The sequence below is a fragment of the Tersicoccus mangrovi genome (assembly GCF_036881825.1).
Taxonomy (GTDB): Bacteria; Actinomycetota; Actinomycetes; order Actinomycetales; family Micrococcaceae; genus Tersicoccus; species Tersicoccus mangrovi.
Window position 1 is genome coordinate 351052 of sequence record NZ_JBAJMW010000004.1, and the last position, 15952, is coordinate 367003.

The 15952-nt window shown below is 65.6% G+C and carries 14 protein-coding genes and 2 pseudogenes; 5 read left to right on the forward strand and 11 right to left on the reverse strand.

The window, feature by feature from the left end; genetic code table 11:
* Window positions 1–140: 140 nt before the first annotated feature.
* The 4 genes from V6N00_RS10090 to V6N00_RS10105 all read right to left on the reverse strand — a co-directional run bounded on the left by V6N00_RS10090 (window position 141) and on the right by V6N00_RS10105 (window position 4733).
* Window positions 141–782, reverse strand: coding sequence for a hypothetical protein (locus V6N00_RS10090; protein ID WP_188668851.1), 642 nt, complete (start codon window positions 780–782; stop codon window positions 141–143).
* Complete coding sequence (locus V6N00_RS10095) at window positions 779–1666, reverse strand: HAD family hydrolase (RefSeq protein ID WP_334232030.1); 888 nt, start codon at window positions 1664–1666, stop codon at window positions 779–781. The genes V6N00_RS10090 and V6N00_RS10095 overlap by 4 nt, the downstream gene beginning before the upstream one ends.
* A 449-nt stretch (window positions 1667–2115) precedes the next feature.
* The gene (locus V6N00_RS10100) at window positions 2116–3036 is read right to left on the reverse strand and encodes a hypothetical protein (protein ID WP_188668852.1); all 921 of its coding nucleotides are present in this window, start codon (window positions 3034–3036) and stop codon (window positions 2116–2118) included.
* Window positions 3033–4733: an HsdM family class I SAM-dependent methyltransferase gene (locus tag V6N00_RS10105; RefSeq protein ID WP_334232033.1), complete on the reverse strand. Its 1701-nt coding sequence runs from the start codon at window positions 4731–4733 to the stop codon at window positions 3033–3035. Before V6N00_RS10105 ends, V6N00_RS10100 begins: the two co-directional genes overlap by 4 nt.
* Before the next feature lie 283 nt (window positions 4734–5016).
* Between V6N00_RS10105 and V6N00_RS10110 the strand changes: the two genes are divergently transcribed.
* Window positions 5017–5757, forward strand: a complete 741-nt coding sequence (locus tag V6N00_RS10110) for a nucleotide-binding protein (RefSeq protein WP_229660032.1) — start codon at window positions 5017–5019, stop codon at window positions 5755–5757.
* 293 nt (window positions 5758–6050) lie between these two features.
* Here V6N00_RS10110 and V6N00_RS10115 read toward each other — a convergent pair whose 3' ends face one another.
* Window positions 6051–7079 carry a DUF4113 domain-containing protein gene (locus tag V6N00_RS10115; protein ID WP_229660028.1) on the reverse strand — a complete coding sequence of 343 codons (1029 nt, stop codon included), beginning with the start codon at window positions 7077–7079 and terminating at the stop codon, window positions 6051–6053.
* Window positions 7080–7186: 107 nt separating this feature from the next.
* Between V6N00_RS10115 and cmtR the strand changes: the two are divergent.
* The 3 genes and pseudogenes from cmtR to V6N00_RS10130 form a co-directional block, all read left to right on the forward strand.
* Window positions 7187–7432: pseudogene (gene cmtR, locus V6N00_RS10120) on the forward strand (Cd(II)/Pb(II)-sensing metalloregulatory transcriptional regulator CmtR); the annotation flags it as partial.
* Window positions 7430–8359: pseudogene (locus V6N00_RS10125) on the forward strand (IS256 family transposase); the annotation flags it as partial. The pseudogenes cmtR and V6N00_RS10125, both read left to right, overlap by 3 nt.
* Window positions 8360–8478: 119 nt before the next feature.
* Window positions 8479–9303, forward strand: a complete 825-nt coding sequence (locus V6N00_RS10130; protein WP_005050741.1) for an IclR family transcriptional regulator — start codon at window positions 8479–8481, stop codon at window positions 9301–9303.
* A 99-nt stretch (window positions 9304–9402) separates the two neighbouring features.
* Here V6N00_RS10130 and V6N00_RS10135 read toward each other — a convergent pair whose 3' ends face one another.
* Genes V6N00_RS10135 through V6N00_RS10160 form a run of 6 tightly spaced genes read right to left on the reverse strand, consistent with a single transcriptional unit; the run spans window position 9403 to window position 14033 of the window.
* Window positions 9403–10242, reverse strand: coding sequence for an aldo/keto reductase (locus V6N00_RS10135; RefSeq protein WP_005050739.1), 840 nt, complete (start codon window positions 10240–10242; stop codon window positions 9403–9405).
* Window positions 10239–11477: an NAD(P)/FAD-dependent oxidoreductase gene (locus V6N00_RS10140; protein WP_062633832.1), complete on the reverse strand. Its 1239-nt coding sequence runs from the start codon at window positions 11475–11477 to the stop codon at window positions 10239–10241. The genes V6N00_RS10135 and V6N00_RS10140 overlap by 4 nt, the downstream gene beginning before the upstream one ends.
* 10 nt (window positions 11478–11487) lie before the next feature.
* On the reverse strand, window positions 11488–11682 hold the full coding sequence (locus tag V6N00_RS10145; RefSeq protein ID WP_062633830.1) for a ferredoxin: 195 nt from the start codon (window positions 11680–11682) through the stop codon (window positions 11488–11490).
* The gene (locus V6N00_RS10150; RefSeq protein WP_085603657.1) at window positions 11663–12007 is read right to left on the reverse strand and encodes a hypothetical protein; all 345 of its coding nucleotides are present in this window, start codon (window positions 12005–12007) and stop codon (window positions 11663–11665) included. Before V6N00_RS10150 ends, V6N00_RS10145 begins: the two co-directional genes overlap by 20 nt.
* Window positions 12004–12594 (reverse strand): 3-phenylpropionate/cinnamic acid dioxygenase subunit beta, encoded by a 591-nt coding sequence (locus tag V6N00_RS10155; protein ID WP_062633826.1) that lies wholly within the window; start codon window positions 12592–12594, stop codon window positions 12004–12006. Before V6N00_RS10155 ends, V6N00_RS10150 begins: the two co-directional genes overlap by 4 nt.
* On the reverse strand, window positions 12591–14033 hold the full coding sequence (locus tag V6N00_RS10160) for a Rieske 2Fe-2S domain-containing protein (protein WP_228164524.1): 1443 nt from the start codon (window positions 14031–14033) through the stop codon (window positions 12591–12593). The genes V6N00_RS10155 and V6N00_RS10160 overlap by 4 nt, the downstream gene beginning before the upstream one ends.
* Before the next feature lie 265 nt (window positions 14034–14298).
* On the opposite strand from V6N00_RS10160, the gene V6N00_RS10165 reads away from it, so the two are divergent.
* Window positions 14299–15753: an aldehyde dehydrogenase family protein gene (locus tag V6N00_RS10165; protein ID WP_062633835.1), complete on the forward strand. Its 1455-nt coding sequence runs from the start codon at window positions 14299–14301 to the stop codon at window positions 15751–15753.
* Window positions 15754–15952 lie beyond the last annotated feature (199 nt).

The following is a 15952-nucleotide window of genomic DNA, read 5'->3' on the forward strand; positions in this document are numbered from 1 at the left end:
ACAACTGATTCGACCGACGTGGTAGTAACGCTTACCGAGGCGCCCTATACTCGCAGATGCGATAAAACTATCCGGCACCTACATGATCGCGCCGTCACGGACAGTGCTAGCCTCAGTCGGATATAGATGTTGCCAACGCATCACGGTCCCGCCGTGGATGTTGAAACAGGAGCAGGGGTTGGCACACTTGGGCTCTTACCTGTTGGTCCGATGAAGGCACCGACCTGCAGGACGATCGCGGCAACGATTAAAGCCCCCGCACCAACCCGATAGAACCATTTAAGCTTATCCTCCGAACGTAACTCGTCCTTACCAGTTATCAGCTTTACCAAACCTTTGGTTCTATATCCGCTGCCTTGGGTAATAGAAGCGGTCACCCCTGCAGCCGGCAGCGTCTCCTTTATTTGCCTTTCGATTTCCGTACCATGGGCGACAGAAGCCTTGAGCAAGGAGTGGTACCAGTGTGCGTCAACGAAGTAGAAGGCGTACCAAAGAATCAGTCCGGCCAGGATGATGAGGGACCCGAGCGAGACGAACCAAACGCGTGTATTGTCTTTTGCAGCAACTCCGGCGACACCCAAGGCGAAGGTTGCTGCGGTGAGCGCCAGGCTCCTTATTCGCCACTCGATATCATTGAAGTGAATTTGTACCTCGACACTTTTCTTCCACATGTCGATGTAGTAGCCGACCTCTTGGTCCGGGGTTAACGACGTTCCTGTCTGATGCAATGGCGTTGTCGCGCCATCCGGCGTGTCTTCTGCATCGTTCGTGCCGGCAGTCACCTGAGCCCCGCAAACGATGAGCCAAAAATCGGCAGGATTTCGTTGATGGCCTCGTGACACGTCGCCGTGGGGATGACGTCCGCTCTTGGTCCGGCTAGCGCGCGCTCTCGTTCGACGTCCTTCTGGGACCAGTGGGTGACGCGACGGAGCAGGTCATACTCTTCTTGATCCTGCACCCGGCCATACTCAGCGTACACGTCGAGAACCTCAGCAGCCTGAGCCATCGCTATGTCCTTCATCAGGCTGTCCCCAAGGTAAAGTGCATTCGATCTCGGCACTTCTTCCTCCTGTAGGATTGATGAAATGACGTGCGTGTCCGGTTTAAGTATCCCTAGCGGAACCTGGCGGTGAATGGTGCTGCGCAGCCCGTATTGTCCACGATAGCGTCCAGTACGGAGGGCGGCCGGGTCGATACCCGACAACAAATCATGATCAGGAGACGAGTACAAAACGTCGATGACGCCGTCTAATCCTGTATGTTTAATGCGCCACTCTGTCCAGTAGGCCGTGGACTCTGTGTATGCGACAACTCTTATGCCTCGAGCTTTAAGTTGATCGAGGACTTCGCGGACGCCCGGATACAGCTTTGTTTCGCGTCTGCGCGCCGAACTCTGCGCATGGAGGGCATCGTCGAATACCTCGAACGGATCGCGCGTACCTGAGAATTCGACAAGCGCGGGCACTTCGCGAACTAGATTCGAGTACTCGGTCGTTCCTCGCCGTTGGTGGACTTCCCGGATTTGAATCTCCAGGAGTTCACGGTCTAGGCCGCTGATCGCCTGAAGTCCATCGAGAAGCGCCGAGAATGACTGATACCAAGCATCAAACCAGTCCCATAACGTATTGTCGAGATCCGTGATCAAGATCCGTTGCTGCTCTGCCATGTTCATCACCCTAGACCGCTCTTCCCAATTGAGGGTGTGAGCCTGCCGGTGGGCGCGTCGGTGACGGCGTAAACGTCGATGCCCTCCCGAGGATGGTCTGGAAGACATCGACGTGCGCGACGCTACCTTCGCCTAACCTGAGCTGACCACGTTCTGCCGCCTCGCCGAGCTCGGCCTTCACGCCGTCGGGCAACGCCTCGACCTCGGTCGCACCGTGCTGGCTGCCGGGTCCTCGATCCTGACCGCTGGTTCGGGCGTTGCGGTGGGGTGGCGTCTCACCGCGGTGCGACCGAGGTCCAGCCGTTACCCTTGCCCCGCCTACGGGCACATGTGGCTTCAGTCCACCGGTCCAGCCGCGAACCGCGAACCGCGAACCGCGAACGAAGCTTTCCTGCTGGTGCGAGCCAGGAGTGGATCAGAGAGCCCGGTGTCCTCCGCTTGCGCCTATTTCAACTCTCCCGTACACCGACGTCACTGGTGTCAACGTCGTCGGTTTCCGGGACAGGAATGTTTCGGCGCTCCATCCTCTCTCGAACGTCGACGTGATGGACCACGGGGGTCACGACCAAGACTTGACGGATCATGGCCGCGAGGAACTGCGGGGGCGCCACGTCCTCGGGGACGCGGTCCAACTCGACGCGCACGGTGGGGCTGGGCTGCGTCTCGTCCCAGCTGACCAATGCCATCCCGGTCGCCGTGTATCCGTTGCTTCCGCCGAGATCGCGGAGCTTACGCATCATGTCGACGGTGCGTTCGAACGCATCCGGCTCCCTGGTCAGGATCGTGGAGCGTTGCAGGAAGAAGAACCCCACCGCAGCTAGTGGGTAACGGCCGCGGAGGTTTCCGGCGTCGCCGTAGGCTTCCTCGAACCGGTTGGGTAGGTTCTTCGCGAACGAGGAGACCTGCGCCTTCGTGCTCAGCAGGATCTCCGGGCCTCGATCCCACCGGGCGACGGCCACGTCAACTTGCTTGTCATAGGCCCTGCCCAAGACTTTCGCGTCGGTGGGGGCAACGGAGGGAATGTTGCTGATCCGGGCACGGAGGTCTTGCGAGACCCTATCCGGCAGCTTCTCCAGGAGCACGGCCAAGTCCCGGGGCAGGACCCGTGGGCGCTCCGCACGTGGCCACACCTCATCGGAGCTGAATCCCGCCCGGCGAAGCTCGTGGGCAAGCCATGCGTCGATGCCACGGGCGAAGCGACCGCTCTCGGAGGCGCTGCCCGCAGCCACGGGAATGGTCAGCAGCTTCCCCAGCAAGTCGTAGTCGGGAGCGTACACGGGCTGCTGCCCGGCGCTGTGCGTCCAGGGATCCGTCAACGGTTGGGCGGCCAGGACAGGATCGAAGTCGCTGAAGGCGTCGGACTTGCTCATCGACGGTCCCCGGAGGCCGCACCGCGGGCGAGACGCCTGGCGGCGAGGACGTTGCGCGCGTCCCTCAGGGAGCTGACAGCGTCTGGGCTGATACCCAACCCGCCGATCAGCACGACCTCATCGACGATCGCCACGGCTCCAGTCAAGTCTCCCCGGCGCAGTCGATTGGCGACCCGGGTTCGGATCTGGCGTAACGAATCCGCCACCGCGGTGACGGTGCCCGGCCCTGGAATGGGGAGCCGGTCAGCTTCGCGTGGTTCCAGCTTGAGCATCCCGCCGCCGTAAGCCCTACCGACGAGTTCAGCACCCAGCACGGTAACGCTGTTGAGGGCCGCCAGTGGCAGCAGCTCGCGCCCAATCTCGACGTTCTGCTCGGCCAGGTAGATGCCGTGGACACTGTTCAAGTGGCGCACGGCCGCCCGGTTGGTGGTGATCCGCGGGGTGTCGGCGTTCATGTAAGTGATGAACAGGTCAGCCGGACGAACCAACGGCACCCGCCACCACGGGTCCCGGACCCGGCACTTGTACGCCTCCTGCACCCCTGCGGCCTCACCCTCGCCGATGTAAGCCCATCCGGCAGGGGAGGGCGTCTTCGCTGGCCGAAACAAGTAGGTGGCCGCCCCCTCCGCACCGAGTCGCTTCAGAGCTGGCGAGGTCAGCGTCAGACCGCGCAAGTGGCGACTCCCGGGCGGCGAAATCCTGATCAGGTCACGTTGCTTCAGCCCCAAAGCGGCCACCTTGGCGGGCGAGAGGGTGAAGTACTTGTTGTTGCCGGTCACTATCCCCAAGGTGGTGTCCCCCCAAGCCTCGAGGGAGACGAAGGCATCATGGCTGGTCATCGCGGTGTACGCCGTGAGTGCGTCCGCGCCCATGATGGACGCCGTCCACTTCTCCCCCGGCCGAAGCGGCGTCCACGTATGGGACAGGTTCAGGTCGTTCAGCTCACTGGAGTTGCGGGCCTGGTACACCGAGAAGTGACCCGCCGGGCCTTCGTCGTAACCCTCCGCCAGGAGAAGAACGACCTCCTCTAGAACGCCGGGGAAGACTCGCTCGGTGAACATCACCAAGTCGACCCGGCGGAACCGCTCCATCAGGAACTGGCGGACTCCCGCCGCGTAGTTCACGCTCAACAGCTCGGCCGGCAGCACAAGACCCAGGCGGCCGCCTGGCCGGAGGAAGAGCGCGGCATGCACCGTGAACGCGGCCCAACTCGACGCCAGCGCCGTCAAGGAGACGCCCGCCCGCAGCGCGGCTTCGCGGGACCTGGCCCGCGATTCGCCCGTGAAGTCCTGATACCGCACGTAGGGGGGATTACCGATCACAGCATCGTAGGCGCCAGTCGGTGTCACCTCGAAGAAGTCACCCGTGCTGATATCCGCCGTCACGTCGACGTCCGCCAGCAGGGTACGTGCCGTCGCCGCCGAGCTCTCGTGTAGCTCCACCCCATCCAGGCGCATGTCCGCCGGGGACGCACCCAGACGTTGGAGGCGGTCGACCGCACTGAGCAGGAACGCCGCTTCCCCACACGAGGGTTCCAGGACCCGATCCGCGGCGTGGTGGATACCCCAGTCGGTGATGTAGCGAGCGACGGGCGCAGGCGTGAAGAAAGCTCCACGCGCCTTCCTCAACTCGGCCGAATCACTGACGAGAGGGGAAGTAGTCACCGTCCAAGTCTCTCGTACGGACAGCAGGCTCACGCCCCAAGACCACGTCCGTGTCGGGCAGCGGCACCGAGGCTACTCCTGATCGGGTCTCCCCTGACGCCGTCGATCCGCGTGGGACTGCCACCGCGGTCGATAGCAGCGGTCCCAGCCGGCGCCACTAGTTCACGAGTGAGACTCCCGAGCCCGGCCTCACCATGGTCAAGCCGATCTCACCCCCTCGCGTGTCAGAAACCGTCATTTGTGACCCTCACGGCGCCACCCTCGCCCGACGCCACTTTGGGCCAGTGATCTCTCGTAGGCTGAGCCGGTGACCAGCATGCAACCAGCCCGCCTCTTCATCGGCTCGTCCGCCGAGGGCCGCGAGGTTGCCCACAACTTGCAGGCCGTGCTCGAGGAACGGGGGATCTGCCAGGTCGTCGTTTGGGACCAAGGGGTCTTCGACCCGTCGAGTTATCCGCTCGATGCTCTACTCGGCGTTGCGCGCCGCTCGGACTTCGCCGTTCTGGTGGCTTCACCAGACGACGTAACGGAGAGCCGTGGAGACACCAGTGCCTCCATCCGTGACAACGTCATTCTGGAGTTCGGACTGTTCATGGGCGCCCTTGGTCGGGAACGCACCTACCTGTTGGCCACCGGGTCAGCCAAGCTTCCGACCGACGCGTTGGGGCTCACGCGGCTCCCATATCACCCACGACCGGATGGGAACGTGCAGGCTGCTGTCAACACGGCCGCCTTGCAGATCGGCCGCCAGGTTGGGTCGCTTGGTCGGCGGGAGGCGGAGGCTGTCGTCGGCGCTGGCCCGCACCTGGCAGGCGACGCCCTGGCGACTGAGATTGCACTTCTCCGAGCCAACGCTCAGGCTCAAGGTTGGTCGGTCAAGACCGACAGCGCTACTACGCTGCGACTCCGATCTCCACAAGGGCGGCTCTACACCCTCACGAAGGGCAAGACAGAGGCTACGCGCGTGGACCTCCGACGCTTCGCTAGGGAACTACGTGCAGCTGGGGTCCGGGTTAACAACGCGGTTCGCCGGCCCGTCGAGGAGTCTCCCTACTAGCGGGCATGTCCCCCTGCTGGCCCTTCCGTGTCGGATGAGCCAGCAGGGAAACGACGCTCCAACCCGGGCTCAACCGGGAACACCTCTACGGAGTAATGCCGCGCCTCGGCCGTTTCCCCACAGCTCGTCAGCCAGCGGAATCGCACCACTAGCACCGCCACCTGGGCGTAGTTGTTCCCGAAACTGAGGTTCTGCGACGCGAATCAGCCTAGCGTGCAGCACCCTCACCTGCCACAACCTCGGCGTGCCCGCTCGGTTGATCAGGCATTGCGGCCGCCACCGGTGGTGCCTCATCAGCGAGCCTGGACAGTCAGCAACTCTTGCCAGTGGGTGGTGTATCGCGGGGACATGCGCTCCCGTTTCATGGTCCACTCGGGTGGTCGGGTGAGGCCGGCGCGGCCGAGGCCGATGGTGTGGGTGCCGAACCGGGTGGTGACCTCGCCGATGAGGGCGCCGATGTTGCGGTGTTCGTGGACGCTGACGAACTCGTCGAAGACGGGGGCGGCGCCGGCCGGTTCGAGGCCGGTGAGCATGACGCCGGCCTTCACGTAGGGGGCGTCGTCGACGACGCGGGCCCGGATCGTCTCGATCGCGGCCTTGGACATCAGGACCGGGTCGGCGGTCGGGTTGGGCATCCGGACCGTGGTGGAGACGATGGAGGAGACGACGTCGTTCCGGAACCGGCTGGTGGAGGCGAAGACGGTCATGATCTTGGCGACCTGGTGTTCCTTGGCCAGTCGGGCGGCGGCCTGCTGGGCGTAGAGGCCCATCACCTGGGCCATCCGCTCCGCACCGAGCACCGGGGTGGAGAAGGAGCGGGAGAAGATCATCTGCTGCTTGTCCGGGCGGACGGGCTCGAGCTCGATGCACGGGATGCCGCGCAGCTCGAGCACGGTCCGCATCACCACCACGTTGAACCGGTCCCGGATCAGGACCGGGTCGGCGTCGCGTAGCTGCGCGACCGTCTCGATCCCCATCAGGTTCAACCGCTTGCCCAACCGGGAGGCGATCCCCCACAGCCCGGTCACCGGGACACGGGCCATGATGGCGTCGACGTGGCCGGCGGGCATCGCCTCCAGGTCGCACACCCCGCCCAGGTGCCGGTTCCGTTTGGCGATCCGGTTGGCGAACTTCGCCAGCGTCTTCGTGCGGGCGATCCCGACGCACACGGGTAGGCCGGTGTGCCGGGCGACCGCGGTCCGGATCACCCGGCCCTGATCGACGTAGGCGCCGCGGCGGGCGTCGAGCCCGAGGAAGGACTCGTCGATGGAGTAGACCTCCTGCCAGGCCGCATACCGGCCCAGCAGCTCTACTGGTAGCACCGATTGTTGCTGAGTCGCGTATTCATCAGATGTCGACTGCTGTTTCGCCTTGTGGCGGAGGCTGATGCATCCGGCGATTGATCAGCCTGTGCTGTATAGTTCAGTGCATGCTGACTATTGCTTCTCGACTCGACGTCATGAACCGGCTCGGCCGGGCCATGGCGGATCCGACGCGTTCCCGGATCCTGATGACCCTGCTCGAGGGACCGAGCTACCCGGCGGTGCTCTCGCGTGAGCTGGAGCTGACTCGCTCGAACGTGTCGAACCACCTCACCTGCCTGCGCGACTGCGGCATCGTGGTCGCTGAGCCGGAGGGTCGCCAGACTAGGTATGAGATCGCTGATCCGCACCTCNCCGACTGCTACCTCGCCGGCGTCAGCACGCGCCGCATGGACAAGCTGGTCAAGACCCTCGGCATCGACTCGCTGTCCAAGTCGCAGGTGTCCCGCATGGCCGCGGACCTCGACGAGCACGTCGACCAGTTCCGCCACCGCCCCCTCGGGGATGCCGGGCCGTTCACATTCGTCGCCGCAGACGCCCTCACGATGAAGGTCCGCGAAGGCGGGCGGGTGATCAACGCGGTCGTCCTGGTCGCCACCGGCGTCAACGCCGACGGCCGCCGCGAGGTCCTGGGCATGCGCGTCGCCACGGCCGAGACGGCGTCGGCTTGGAACCAGTTCTTCGCCGATCTCGTCGCCCGCGGCCTCACCGGAGTCCGCCTCGTCACCTCCGACGCCCACGCAGGACTGGTCGAGGCGATCGCCGCGAACCTGCCGGGAGCGGCCTGGCAGCGCTGCCGCACCCACTACGCCGCGAACCTGATGTCCGTCACCCCGAAGTCCCTCTGGCCCGCGGTCAAGGCGATGCTGCACTCCGTCTACGACCAGCCCGACAAGGACGCCGTCAACGCCCAGTTCGACCGGCTCCTCGACTACGTCGAAGACAAGCTCCCCGACGCCTTCTCGCACCTCGACGAAGCACGGGCGGACATCCTCGCGTTCACCGAGTTTCCCGAAGGGCTCTGGTCACAGATCTGGTCCAACAATCCCAACGAGCGTCTCAACCGCGAGATCCGCCGCCGCACCGACAGCGTCGGCATCTTCCCCAACCGCGACGCCATCGTCCGCCTCGTCGGCGCCGTCCTCGCCGAGCAGACCGACGAATGGGCCGAAGGCCGCCGCTACCTCGGCCTCGACATCCTCGCCAAGTCCCGCCTACGCCTCCTCCCCGACACCGGGGCAGAGGAGGTGACAGACAGCATCCTCGAACTCAGCGCCTGACCCAGCACCGAAGGATCACGACACGGCTACACCACTACCGGGGACTTGACCGTGGCACGGGCTGCAGTGGCACCGCGGAGACGATCCTCCCGCCTGTCGGGTCGGCATCGGAGCGCGCGGTGCAGGAGGAGCGCGCCCACGTTGCAAGTAAGCTTTCTGCCGTGCAGAATCGACAGCTCGGGTCGCCGGGCGATCCACCCCAGTATCCGATCGAGTCGGTCGACAACGCGCTGAAGCTGATCCTGCTGCTGGGTGAGGAGCACGAGCTGCGGCTCACGGACGCCGGTGCCCTCCTCGGGGTGGCGACCTCGACCGCGCACCGACTTCTCGCGATGCTGGCATGGCGCGGCTTCGTGCGGCAGAACCCGGTGACCAAGGCTTACGGCCCTGGCCCGGCGCTGACGACGGTGGCCTTCTCGGTGCTGCGCAGGATGGATGTCCCGAGACTGGCGCAGCCGATCCTCGAGGACCTCAGCGCCGCCCTCGGTGAGACCTGCCACCTGGGCACGCTCGAGGGCAACCATGTCCGATTCCTCGCCGTTGCCGAGCCCGATGTGGCCGTGCGCGTGGTTTCGAGACTGGGCAAGACCCTGCCGGCGCATTGCACCTCGACCGGCAAGGCGCTGCTTGCCGAGCTGAGCGACGAGCAGCTCTTCCGGCTGTACCCGGACGAGCAGCTCGAGATCGTCACACCGAACTCCATACGTTCCCGAGACGAACTCGTCGCCGAACTGGTTCGGACACGACTGGACGGTTATGCCGTGAATCGGCAGGAAAGCGAGGACGGCGTGGCGAGCGTCGCGGTCCCGGTCCACGTCTCGTCGGGACTGCGACTGGCGATCAACGCCTCCGCGCCCGTGCAGCGGTTACCGCCGGGCAAGGTCAAGTCCCTAGCGCGGTCACTGCAGGACGCCGCGATCCGCCTCGCCGAACTGTTGGGGTGAACCGGCCCGGGTCGTCGTAGCGCCCATGGATGCGCTGCGCACGCGAACACGCCGCTGATGAGCGTGGCTGCGGGAGCGACCGACCCGCCGCCGTGGGCCTCAGTGCCCGTTGGCCGGATCGTCCGGGTCGCGGGCGGCTTCTTCGCCTTGATCCAGCCCACTCAGCGTCGCCATATCCTCCGAGCTGAGCGTGAAATCGAAGACGTCGATGTTCTGCGCGAGATGCTTCTCATCGCCGGCGCGCGGGACGGGAACGATCCCTTCCTCGATGTGCCAGCGCAGTAGGACCTGTGCGGGCGACTTGTCATACTTCGACGCGATCGCGGTCACCGCGGGATCGGACAGCAGGGCTCCTCCGCGTCCGAGCGGGCTCCACGCCTCGGTCAGGATGCCGTGAGCGCGCTGGAAGCTGCGCTGTTCGACACGGGCGATGTCGACGCTGAGCTGGATCTGATCGACGTCGGGGACGACACCGGTCGCGTCGACGACGCGCTGAAGGTGGTGAGACTTGAAGTTGGAGACGCCGATCGCCTTCACTCGTCCCTCTTCGAGCAGTCTCACCAGACCCTTCCACGCTTCGACGTATCGGTCGAGGGCCGGAACCGGCCAATGGATCAGGAACAGATCGAGGTAGTCGACGCGAAGGGTCTTCAGCGATCGGTCGTACGCGCGCTGCACTCCCTCGACGCTGTGGTCCTCCTTGTTGAACTTGCTCGTGATGAAGACCTCGTCACGAGGGATGCCCGATGCACGCAGACCGGCACCGACGGCCTCCTCATTCGCGTACTTGTACGCCGTATCGAACAGGCGGTAACCGTAGCCGACCGCCTTCTCGACCATCGTTGCGCACTCGTCTCCCGTGAGTGGCCACGTGCCCACCCCGATTCGCGGGATGCGGTGACCGTGCAGGAGGGGGAGGGTGGTGTCGTCAGCTCTCATCGGGCGGCCGCCTTCGCCGGAGCCGTGCTCGAGGGCTCGAGGAGGGCGCGCAGCCGATGTATCAGCTCGTCCGCCTTCGCTCGCGAGGCGACCGAGCGGCGGGCGTCGACGAGGGCACGCGGCCAGTTCACGATGACGGCACCTTCGGCCTGCCCTTGGCTCTCGCCGTACACGACGGCGAAGCGGTCCTGCGCAGGGTCGCCCACCATCGTCCAGTGATCAGATCCGGTATGCCCGACGATCTGGATCTTCCAGTCGTACTGGTCGCTCCACACATACTCCGTCGGGTCGTAGCTGCGCAGGTCATCCGGGTGAGCGATGTTATGCGCGACAATCAGCGCCTGATCCGTCGCGCTCGTCCAGTGCTCCAACCGGATCGGGTCGGGATGCCGTCGGTTCATGAATCGTGCCACGTCGCCGATCGCATACACGTGGGAGACGCCGACGGCGGCAAGCGTGCCTTCGCAGACGACACCGTTATCCAGCGCGAGGCCCGACGACTCGAGCCACTCCGTGTTGACGACCGCTCCGATACCGAGCAGGACAGCGTCGACATCCAGCGTCGCGCCATCGGTGAGCGTGACCTGGACGCGGTCACCCGTGCGCTCGACGTTCTCGACGGAGACGCCGAAGCGTAGCTCAGCACCCTCCCTGCGGTACTTCTCCGCGAAGATACCGCCCACTTCCATATTCATCGCCCGGCCCATCGGAGCACCGATCGGTTCGATGATGGTGACCTTGACACCGGCCGCAAGCGCTGTGGCGGCCGCCTCGGCGCCGATGAATCCGGCGCCGACCACCGCGAGGTGGCGGCCCGGAACGAGCTCCTTGCGCAGCTCGTCGGCATCGGCGCGGGTACGCAGCACGTGGACGCCGGGAGTGGAAGCCCACGGGGTTCGGCGAGCTCGGGCACCCGTCGCGATGACGAGGATGTCGTAGGTCAGCTCGCTGCCGTCGGCGAGCGTCAGCGTCTTGCCGGCAGGATCCAGCTCGGTCGCGGCGACGCCGAAACGGGTCTCGACCCGCAGGCCTTCGAGCGCTTCCGCCGTCGTCAGCGCGATCTCCGGGTCGGATGCGGCGCCGCTGAGGTACTTCTTCGACAGCGGGGGACGGTCGTAGAGGGGATGGCTCTCCTGGTCCACCAGCGTGATCGCGCCGGTGAACCCCTCCGAACGAAGATTCTGTACGAGCTTGACTCCGGCGACGGAAGCACCGACGACGACGACGTGAGACATGCGAATCGGCTCAACCCTCGACAGACAGCGCCGAGACCGGGCAGCTTCGGGCGGCTTCCTCGACGCGAGTGCGCTCCGCGTCCGGCACCTCGAGCTGCAAGAGCACGACCTTGCCGTCGTCGTCGATGTCGAAGTAGTCTCCCGCGGCCACGACGCAGTTCGCGTAGCCCTGGCAGAGGGAGAGGTCAGCCTTCACCGTGGCCATGGTCATTCCTCGTTGATGATGGGTCGGGGTCGGGGAACACGGGCGCGTACGGCGACCCGATCATCGCTGAGAACGTCTGGACGGTCTGCCAGGTGAGCGCCTCCAGCTCGAGCGGGTCGAGTGCGATCCATTGTCCGGATTTCGGAGAGTCGATGAGCAGACGCGTCCCGTTGCGGGTCTCGACCCGGCTCACCGTGATCTCAGAGAACTCGTTGGCGATCGTGAGCGGCTCGCCGACGGTGCGCGCGACCAAACGTGCGCGCTCCTCGGCGGCGGCGATCGCGGCGGCCCGATCGACGTCGGCGCCTTCCCACTCCAGGGTCACAGGAAGATCGCCAGGTTCTGGGTGCGCAGCACCGACTCGTCGACGAGGATGACGCGGCGCGCGAGCTTGTACTCGCCTCCGACGTCACGGAACACATCCTCCCGGTGGGCGGAGATGATCGACGGCTCGTTCACGTCTCCTCGGCTGCGGAACAGCAGCATCGCGGAGTCGGCGAGCACCTCGCCGGGCACGTCGGTCTCGAACACCCGCACGTTGGTCACGAAGTGACGCAGCCGGGACGGAGGGTCCTCGGTCCAGGCATGCTCGGTAAGGAACCGTGCGACGCGCCGGCTGAGCGAGTACTTGTTCTCGTCCCAGTGCGCCATCCCGGGGGACGTGCTGAAGGGCGTGCCGAGTGCGGTGGTCACGCGGACGGGCATGACGTAGTGGATGTCTTCCGTCAGCATGTCCAGCCAGCTCTCATACCGCTGCTGGTCGAGAGTGTAGGCCTCTTCGACGAGCCAGCGATGGATCGTGGCGTGCAGCTCGCTCGTGAAGGGCAGGGACGAGCCCACCCGGTCGGCGAGGGTTGACGACTTGCGAAGCCGGGAGACTTCGGAAACTGCCTTGCCGGTCTCCTCGATCATCGGACCACCTTCTGACCATTGTTCGTGATGCCCGCAGGTCGGGGCTCGACATCCAGTGGCGGCTCGCCGCCGATCGACAGGGCACGGAAGTCGACGCCCTCGTACTCCGACTCCAGGTAGTCCGCCCAGCGGTGGAGCAGATGGCGCTGGTTGTACTCGCCGTAGCCCACGTGCGCGACGCCGGGGCCGGCGAACTGGTCGGGGCCGAGCGGCTCGACGACCGGCGATCCATCCTTGAGGATGCCCATGCGGCTGTTCAGGAGCAGGCGCCGCGCCATTGATCCCTTCGCCGTGTTCGTGAGCGAGACCCAGTTCTCCACGTCGTCCTGCTCGAACATGCCCGTCGACCCGAAGCACATCAGGTAGGCCTTGTACGACAGTGCCTTGAACTCCTCCGGAGCCTCAGCGTCGACCGCGAACCAGGAGTACACCTCGGTCTCGTCCTCGCTGATCGGAAGCCACGTCCGGATGGAGATGAACGGGAGCACGTCCTCGTCCGAACCCTCCTCGACCTTGGGCCAGTTGTGGACGAAGGACATGTTCGGGAAGAGCGAGGCCGCGGAGATCATGAACCCGTCGCGGCCGATGACATCGAGCTGCTCCTGAGACCAGGTCGCCTTCATCCGCTCGACCATCTCGTCCGGGTAGCCGACGTACCGCAGCCGCTCCTCGAGCGTGCCCGGCGGGAGCTTGTAGGTCGTGCCGCCTCCGTTGCCGGCCCAGTATGTGTTGCCGTCCTTGCGCTTCTCGGCCTTCGGCTCGCGGAACAGCCCGATCTCGACGACCGAGGTGTGCGTCTGGGGCGTGTGGTACATGTCGCCGGCGAAGTTCTCGGCGCCGATCTTCCAGTTCGCCTTGACGCGCCACCGCTGCGGGCCCCGGAGCTCGATGCCGCTGGGGCTCTGCCGGGTGTAGTAGTCGAGATAGAACTTGAAGTCGCCGATGTAGTCCTCGAGGCTCGGCGCATCCGGGTCCATGCTGATGAAGATCAGGCCGTTGTACATACCGAGGTTCGGCGCCGGCAGGAGCCGTGCGCCCTTTCGGCTGAACCCGGCCTCGCCGCCGTAGGCCTCCTCGTGGAAGGGGAGTCCGACGATGCGTCCGTCGTTGCGGTAGGACCACCCGTGGTACGGGCAGCGGAAGTGCGAGGCGTTCCCCATCTCGGCCCGGCAGACCTGCATGCCGCGATGCAGGCACATGTTGAAGTGGGCGCGGATCTCACCCTTCTCGTCGCGGACGATGATGAACGAGTCGTCGAGTATTCGCCGGACGACGTAGTCGCCGGCCTGAGGAATCTCGGACTCGTGGCCCACGAACAGCCAGGCGCGGCTGAAAAGGTTCTTTCGTTCGCGCGCGAAGATCTCCGCGTCGTTGTAGATGTACGCCGGTATCATTCCGCGACGGATCTCGTCGTAGATCGTCATGCTGGAAGTGCTCATCGTCGCGCCTATCCGTAGTGTAATGCTTCGACACCGCTCCGACGTCGCACGTCGAAGCAGGCCGAGGGATAGTTTCTGATCTGCAGAAATTGATTCTGCCACACACGCGCGCCTTACGTCAAGTGGGCCCGAGGAAGGCCTTCGCGGCCGCGCTCGGAGGAGGAGGCGATGCGTCGCGGCTGCGAGGACCATCCTCCCGTCCCAGAGGGTGGGCATGCTCCTCTGGAACACAGAAACCGCTTCTGCTGGAAACGAGGAGTCAATGATGAGCCCGTCGACCGATGTCGCAGACCGGGAATGGACCGTCACTCTCGATGGCAAGCCGTGGGCCAGTGCCGCGCGCTACGAGGTCGAGAACCCCACGACCGGGCGTCCCCTGACCTCCGCCCCCGACCTCTCCGAGGAGGAGGTCGGGCGCGCGGTGGCGGCGGCGCAGGCTGCGCAGCCGGCCTGGGGCGCGATGCCGCCCCGAGCCCGGGCCGCCGTGATCCGGCAACTCGCTGCGACGATCCGAGAGCACCGTGAGGAGCTCGCCACTCTCGACGCACTGGACGGCGGGTTCACCCTCTCGATGATGAGGGGCGATGTGGACGCGGCGGCGGAACTCATGGAGATCTTCGCCGACATGGCGCTCGACCTCGGTGGCCGGACGATTCCGGTGAGCACGAACCTCCACTACACCATGCAGGTGCCCTACGGAGTGGTCGCGCGTATCGGTGCGTTCAACCATCCCTTCTTCTTCGCGGCGGCGAAGGTCGCCGCGCCCCTCGTCGCCGGCAACGCCGTGGTCCTCAAGGCCCCGGACCAGACGCCGCTGTCTTCGTTGCGCCTGGCCGAGCTCGCGGTCGGGATCCTCCCGGACAATCTGTTGATCACCGTCAGCGGTCGCGGCGCGGTGACCGGACGCGCGCTGGTGCGTCATCCCGAGGTCCGCCGGATCGGTTTCATCGGGTCCACCGCGACGGGGCAATCGATCCAGCGGGATGCAGCCGAGACCGGAGTCAAGCACGTGTCGCTCGAACTGGGCGGAAAGAACGCTCAGATCGTCTTCGCCGACGCCGATTTGGAGGCGGCTGCGGCCGGTGCCGTCGCGGGTATGAACTTCACGTGGGTCGCCGGACAGAGCTGCGGCTCGACGAGCCGCCTGCTCGTGCACTCCTCGGTGGCCGACGAAGTGATCGGCCGGGTCGCCGAGCGCATGGCCGCGATCCGGGTGGGAGACCCGCTGGACCCGTCCGTGGACATGGGCCCGCTCGTGTCGGAGGCACAGTTCCAGAAGTCCATCAGCGCCATCGCCGAAGGCAGGAAGGCGGGTGCCACCGTGGCGACGGGCGGCGGCCGTCCCGCCGGCCTCGATGAGGGGTGGTTCGTCGAGCCGACGCTGCTCACCGGTGTCAGCCCCGGGTCGTTCGTCGAGCAGAACGAGATCTTCGGCCCCGTCCTCTCCGTCACCACCTTCGACGCCGACGAGGAGGCCGTACGGATCGCCAACGGCGTCCAGTACGGGCTCACCTCGAGCATCTGGACGCGCGACGTCACGCGCGCCCACGTCGTCGCCCGGCAGATCGAGGCCGGCTACATCCTCGTCAACAGTGGCAGCCGGCACTTCTGGGGACTGCCGTTCGGAGGGGTGAAGGCTTCGGGGATCGGCCGCGAGGAGTCCCTCGACGAACTGATCTCGTACACCGAGACGAAGACCGTGACCGTTCTGCTCTCGTAGGGGGGCAGCGCTGCGCGCTGTACGTCGTCGCAGCAAGCGCGGCGCGATCCATGCCGGCGGTGCTGGGAGGCGCTGTTCCCGTCAGCCTCGGGCAAACCCCGTCGAGGCGAAGGCCGCCTGCAGGGATGCCTGGGCGCCGAAAACGTTCCCCGGGCCATCACAGAGGCGACACAGCAGTACACGAAGTGGTCGGCTGAGA

What these genes read in the sequence shown, in the direction of transcription:
- V6N00_RS10095 (WP_334232030.1), bottom strand. Translation starts at nt 1,666, where the DNA reads ATGGCAGAGCAGCAACGGATCTTGATCACGGATCTCGACAATACGTTA.
- V6N00_RS10100 (WP_188668852.1), bottom strand. Translation starts at nt 3,036, where the DNA reads ATGAGCAAGTCCGACGCCTTCAGCGACTTCGATCCTGTCCTGGCCGCC.
- V6N00_RS10110 (WP_229660032.1), top strand. Translation starts at nt 5,017, where the DNA reads ATGCAACCAGCCCGCCTCTTCATCGGCTCGTCCGCCGAGGGCCGCGAG.
- V6N00_RS10135 (WP_005050739.1), bottom strand. Translation starts at nt 10,242, where the DNA reads ATGAGAGCTGACGACACCACCCTCCCCCTCCTGCACGGTCACCGCATC.
- V6N00_RS10140 (WP_062633832.1), bottom strand. Translation starts at nt 11,477, where the DNA reads ATGTCTCACGTCGTCGTCGTCGGTGCTTCCGTCGCCGGAGTCAAGCTC.
- V6N00_RS10145 (WP_062633830.1), bottom strand. Translation starts at nt 11,682, where the DNA reads ATGGCCACGGTGAAGGCTGACCTCTCCCTCTGCCAGGGCTACGCGAAC.
- V6N00_RS10155 (WP_062633826.1), bottom strand. Translation starts at nt 12,594, where the DNA reads ATGATCGAGGAGACCGGCAAGGCAGTTTCCGAAGTCTCCCGGCTTCGC.
- V6N00_RS10160 (WP_228164524.1), bottom strand. Translation starts at nt 14,033, where the DNA reads ATGAGCACTTCCAGCATGACGATCTACGACGAGATCCGTCGCGGAATG.
- V6N00_RS10165 (WP_062633835.1), top strand. Translation starts at nt 14,299, where the DNA reads ATGAGCCCGTCGACCGATGTCGCAGACCGGGAATGGACCGTCACTCTC.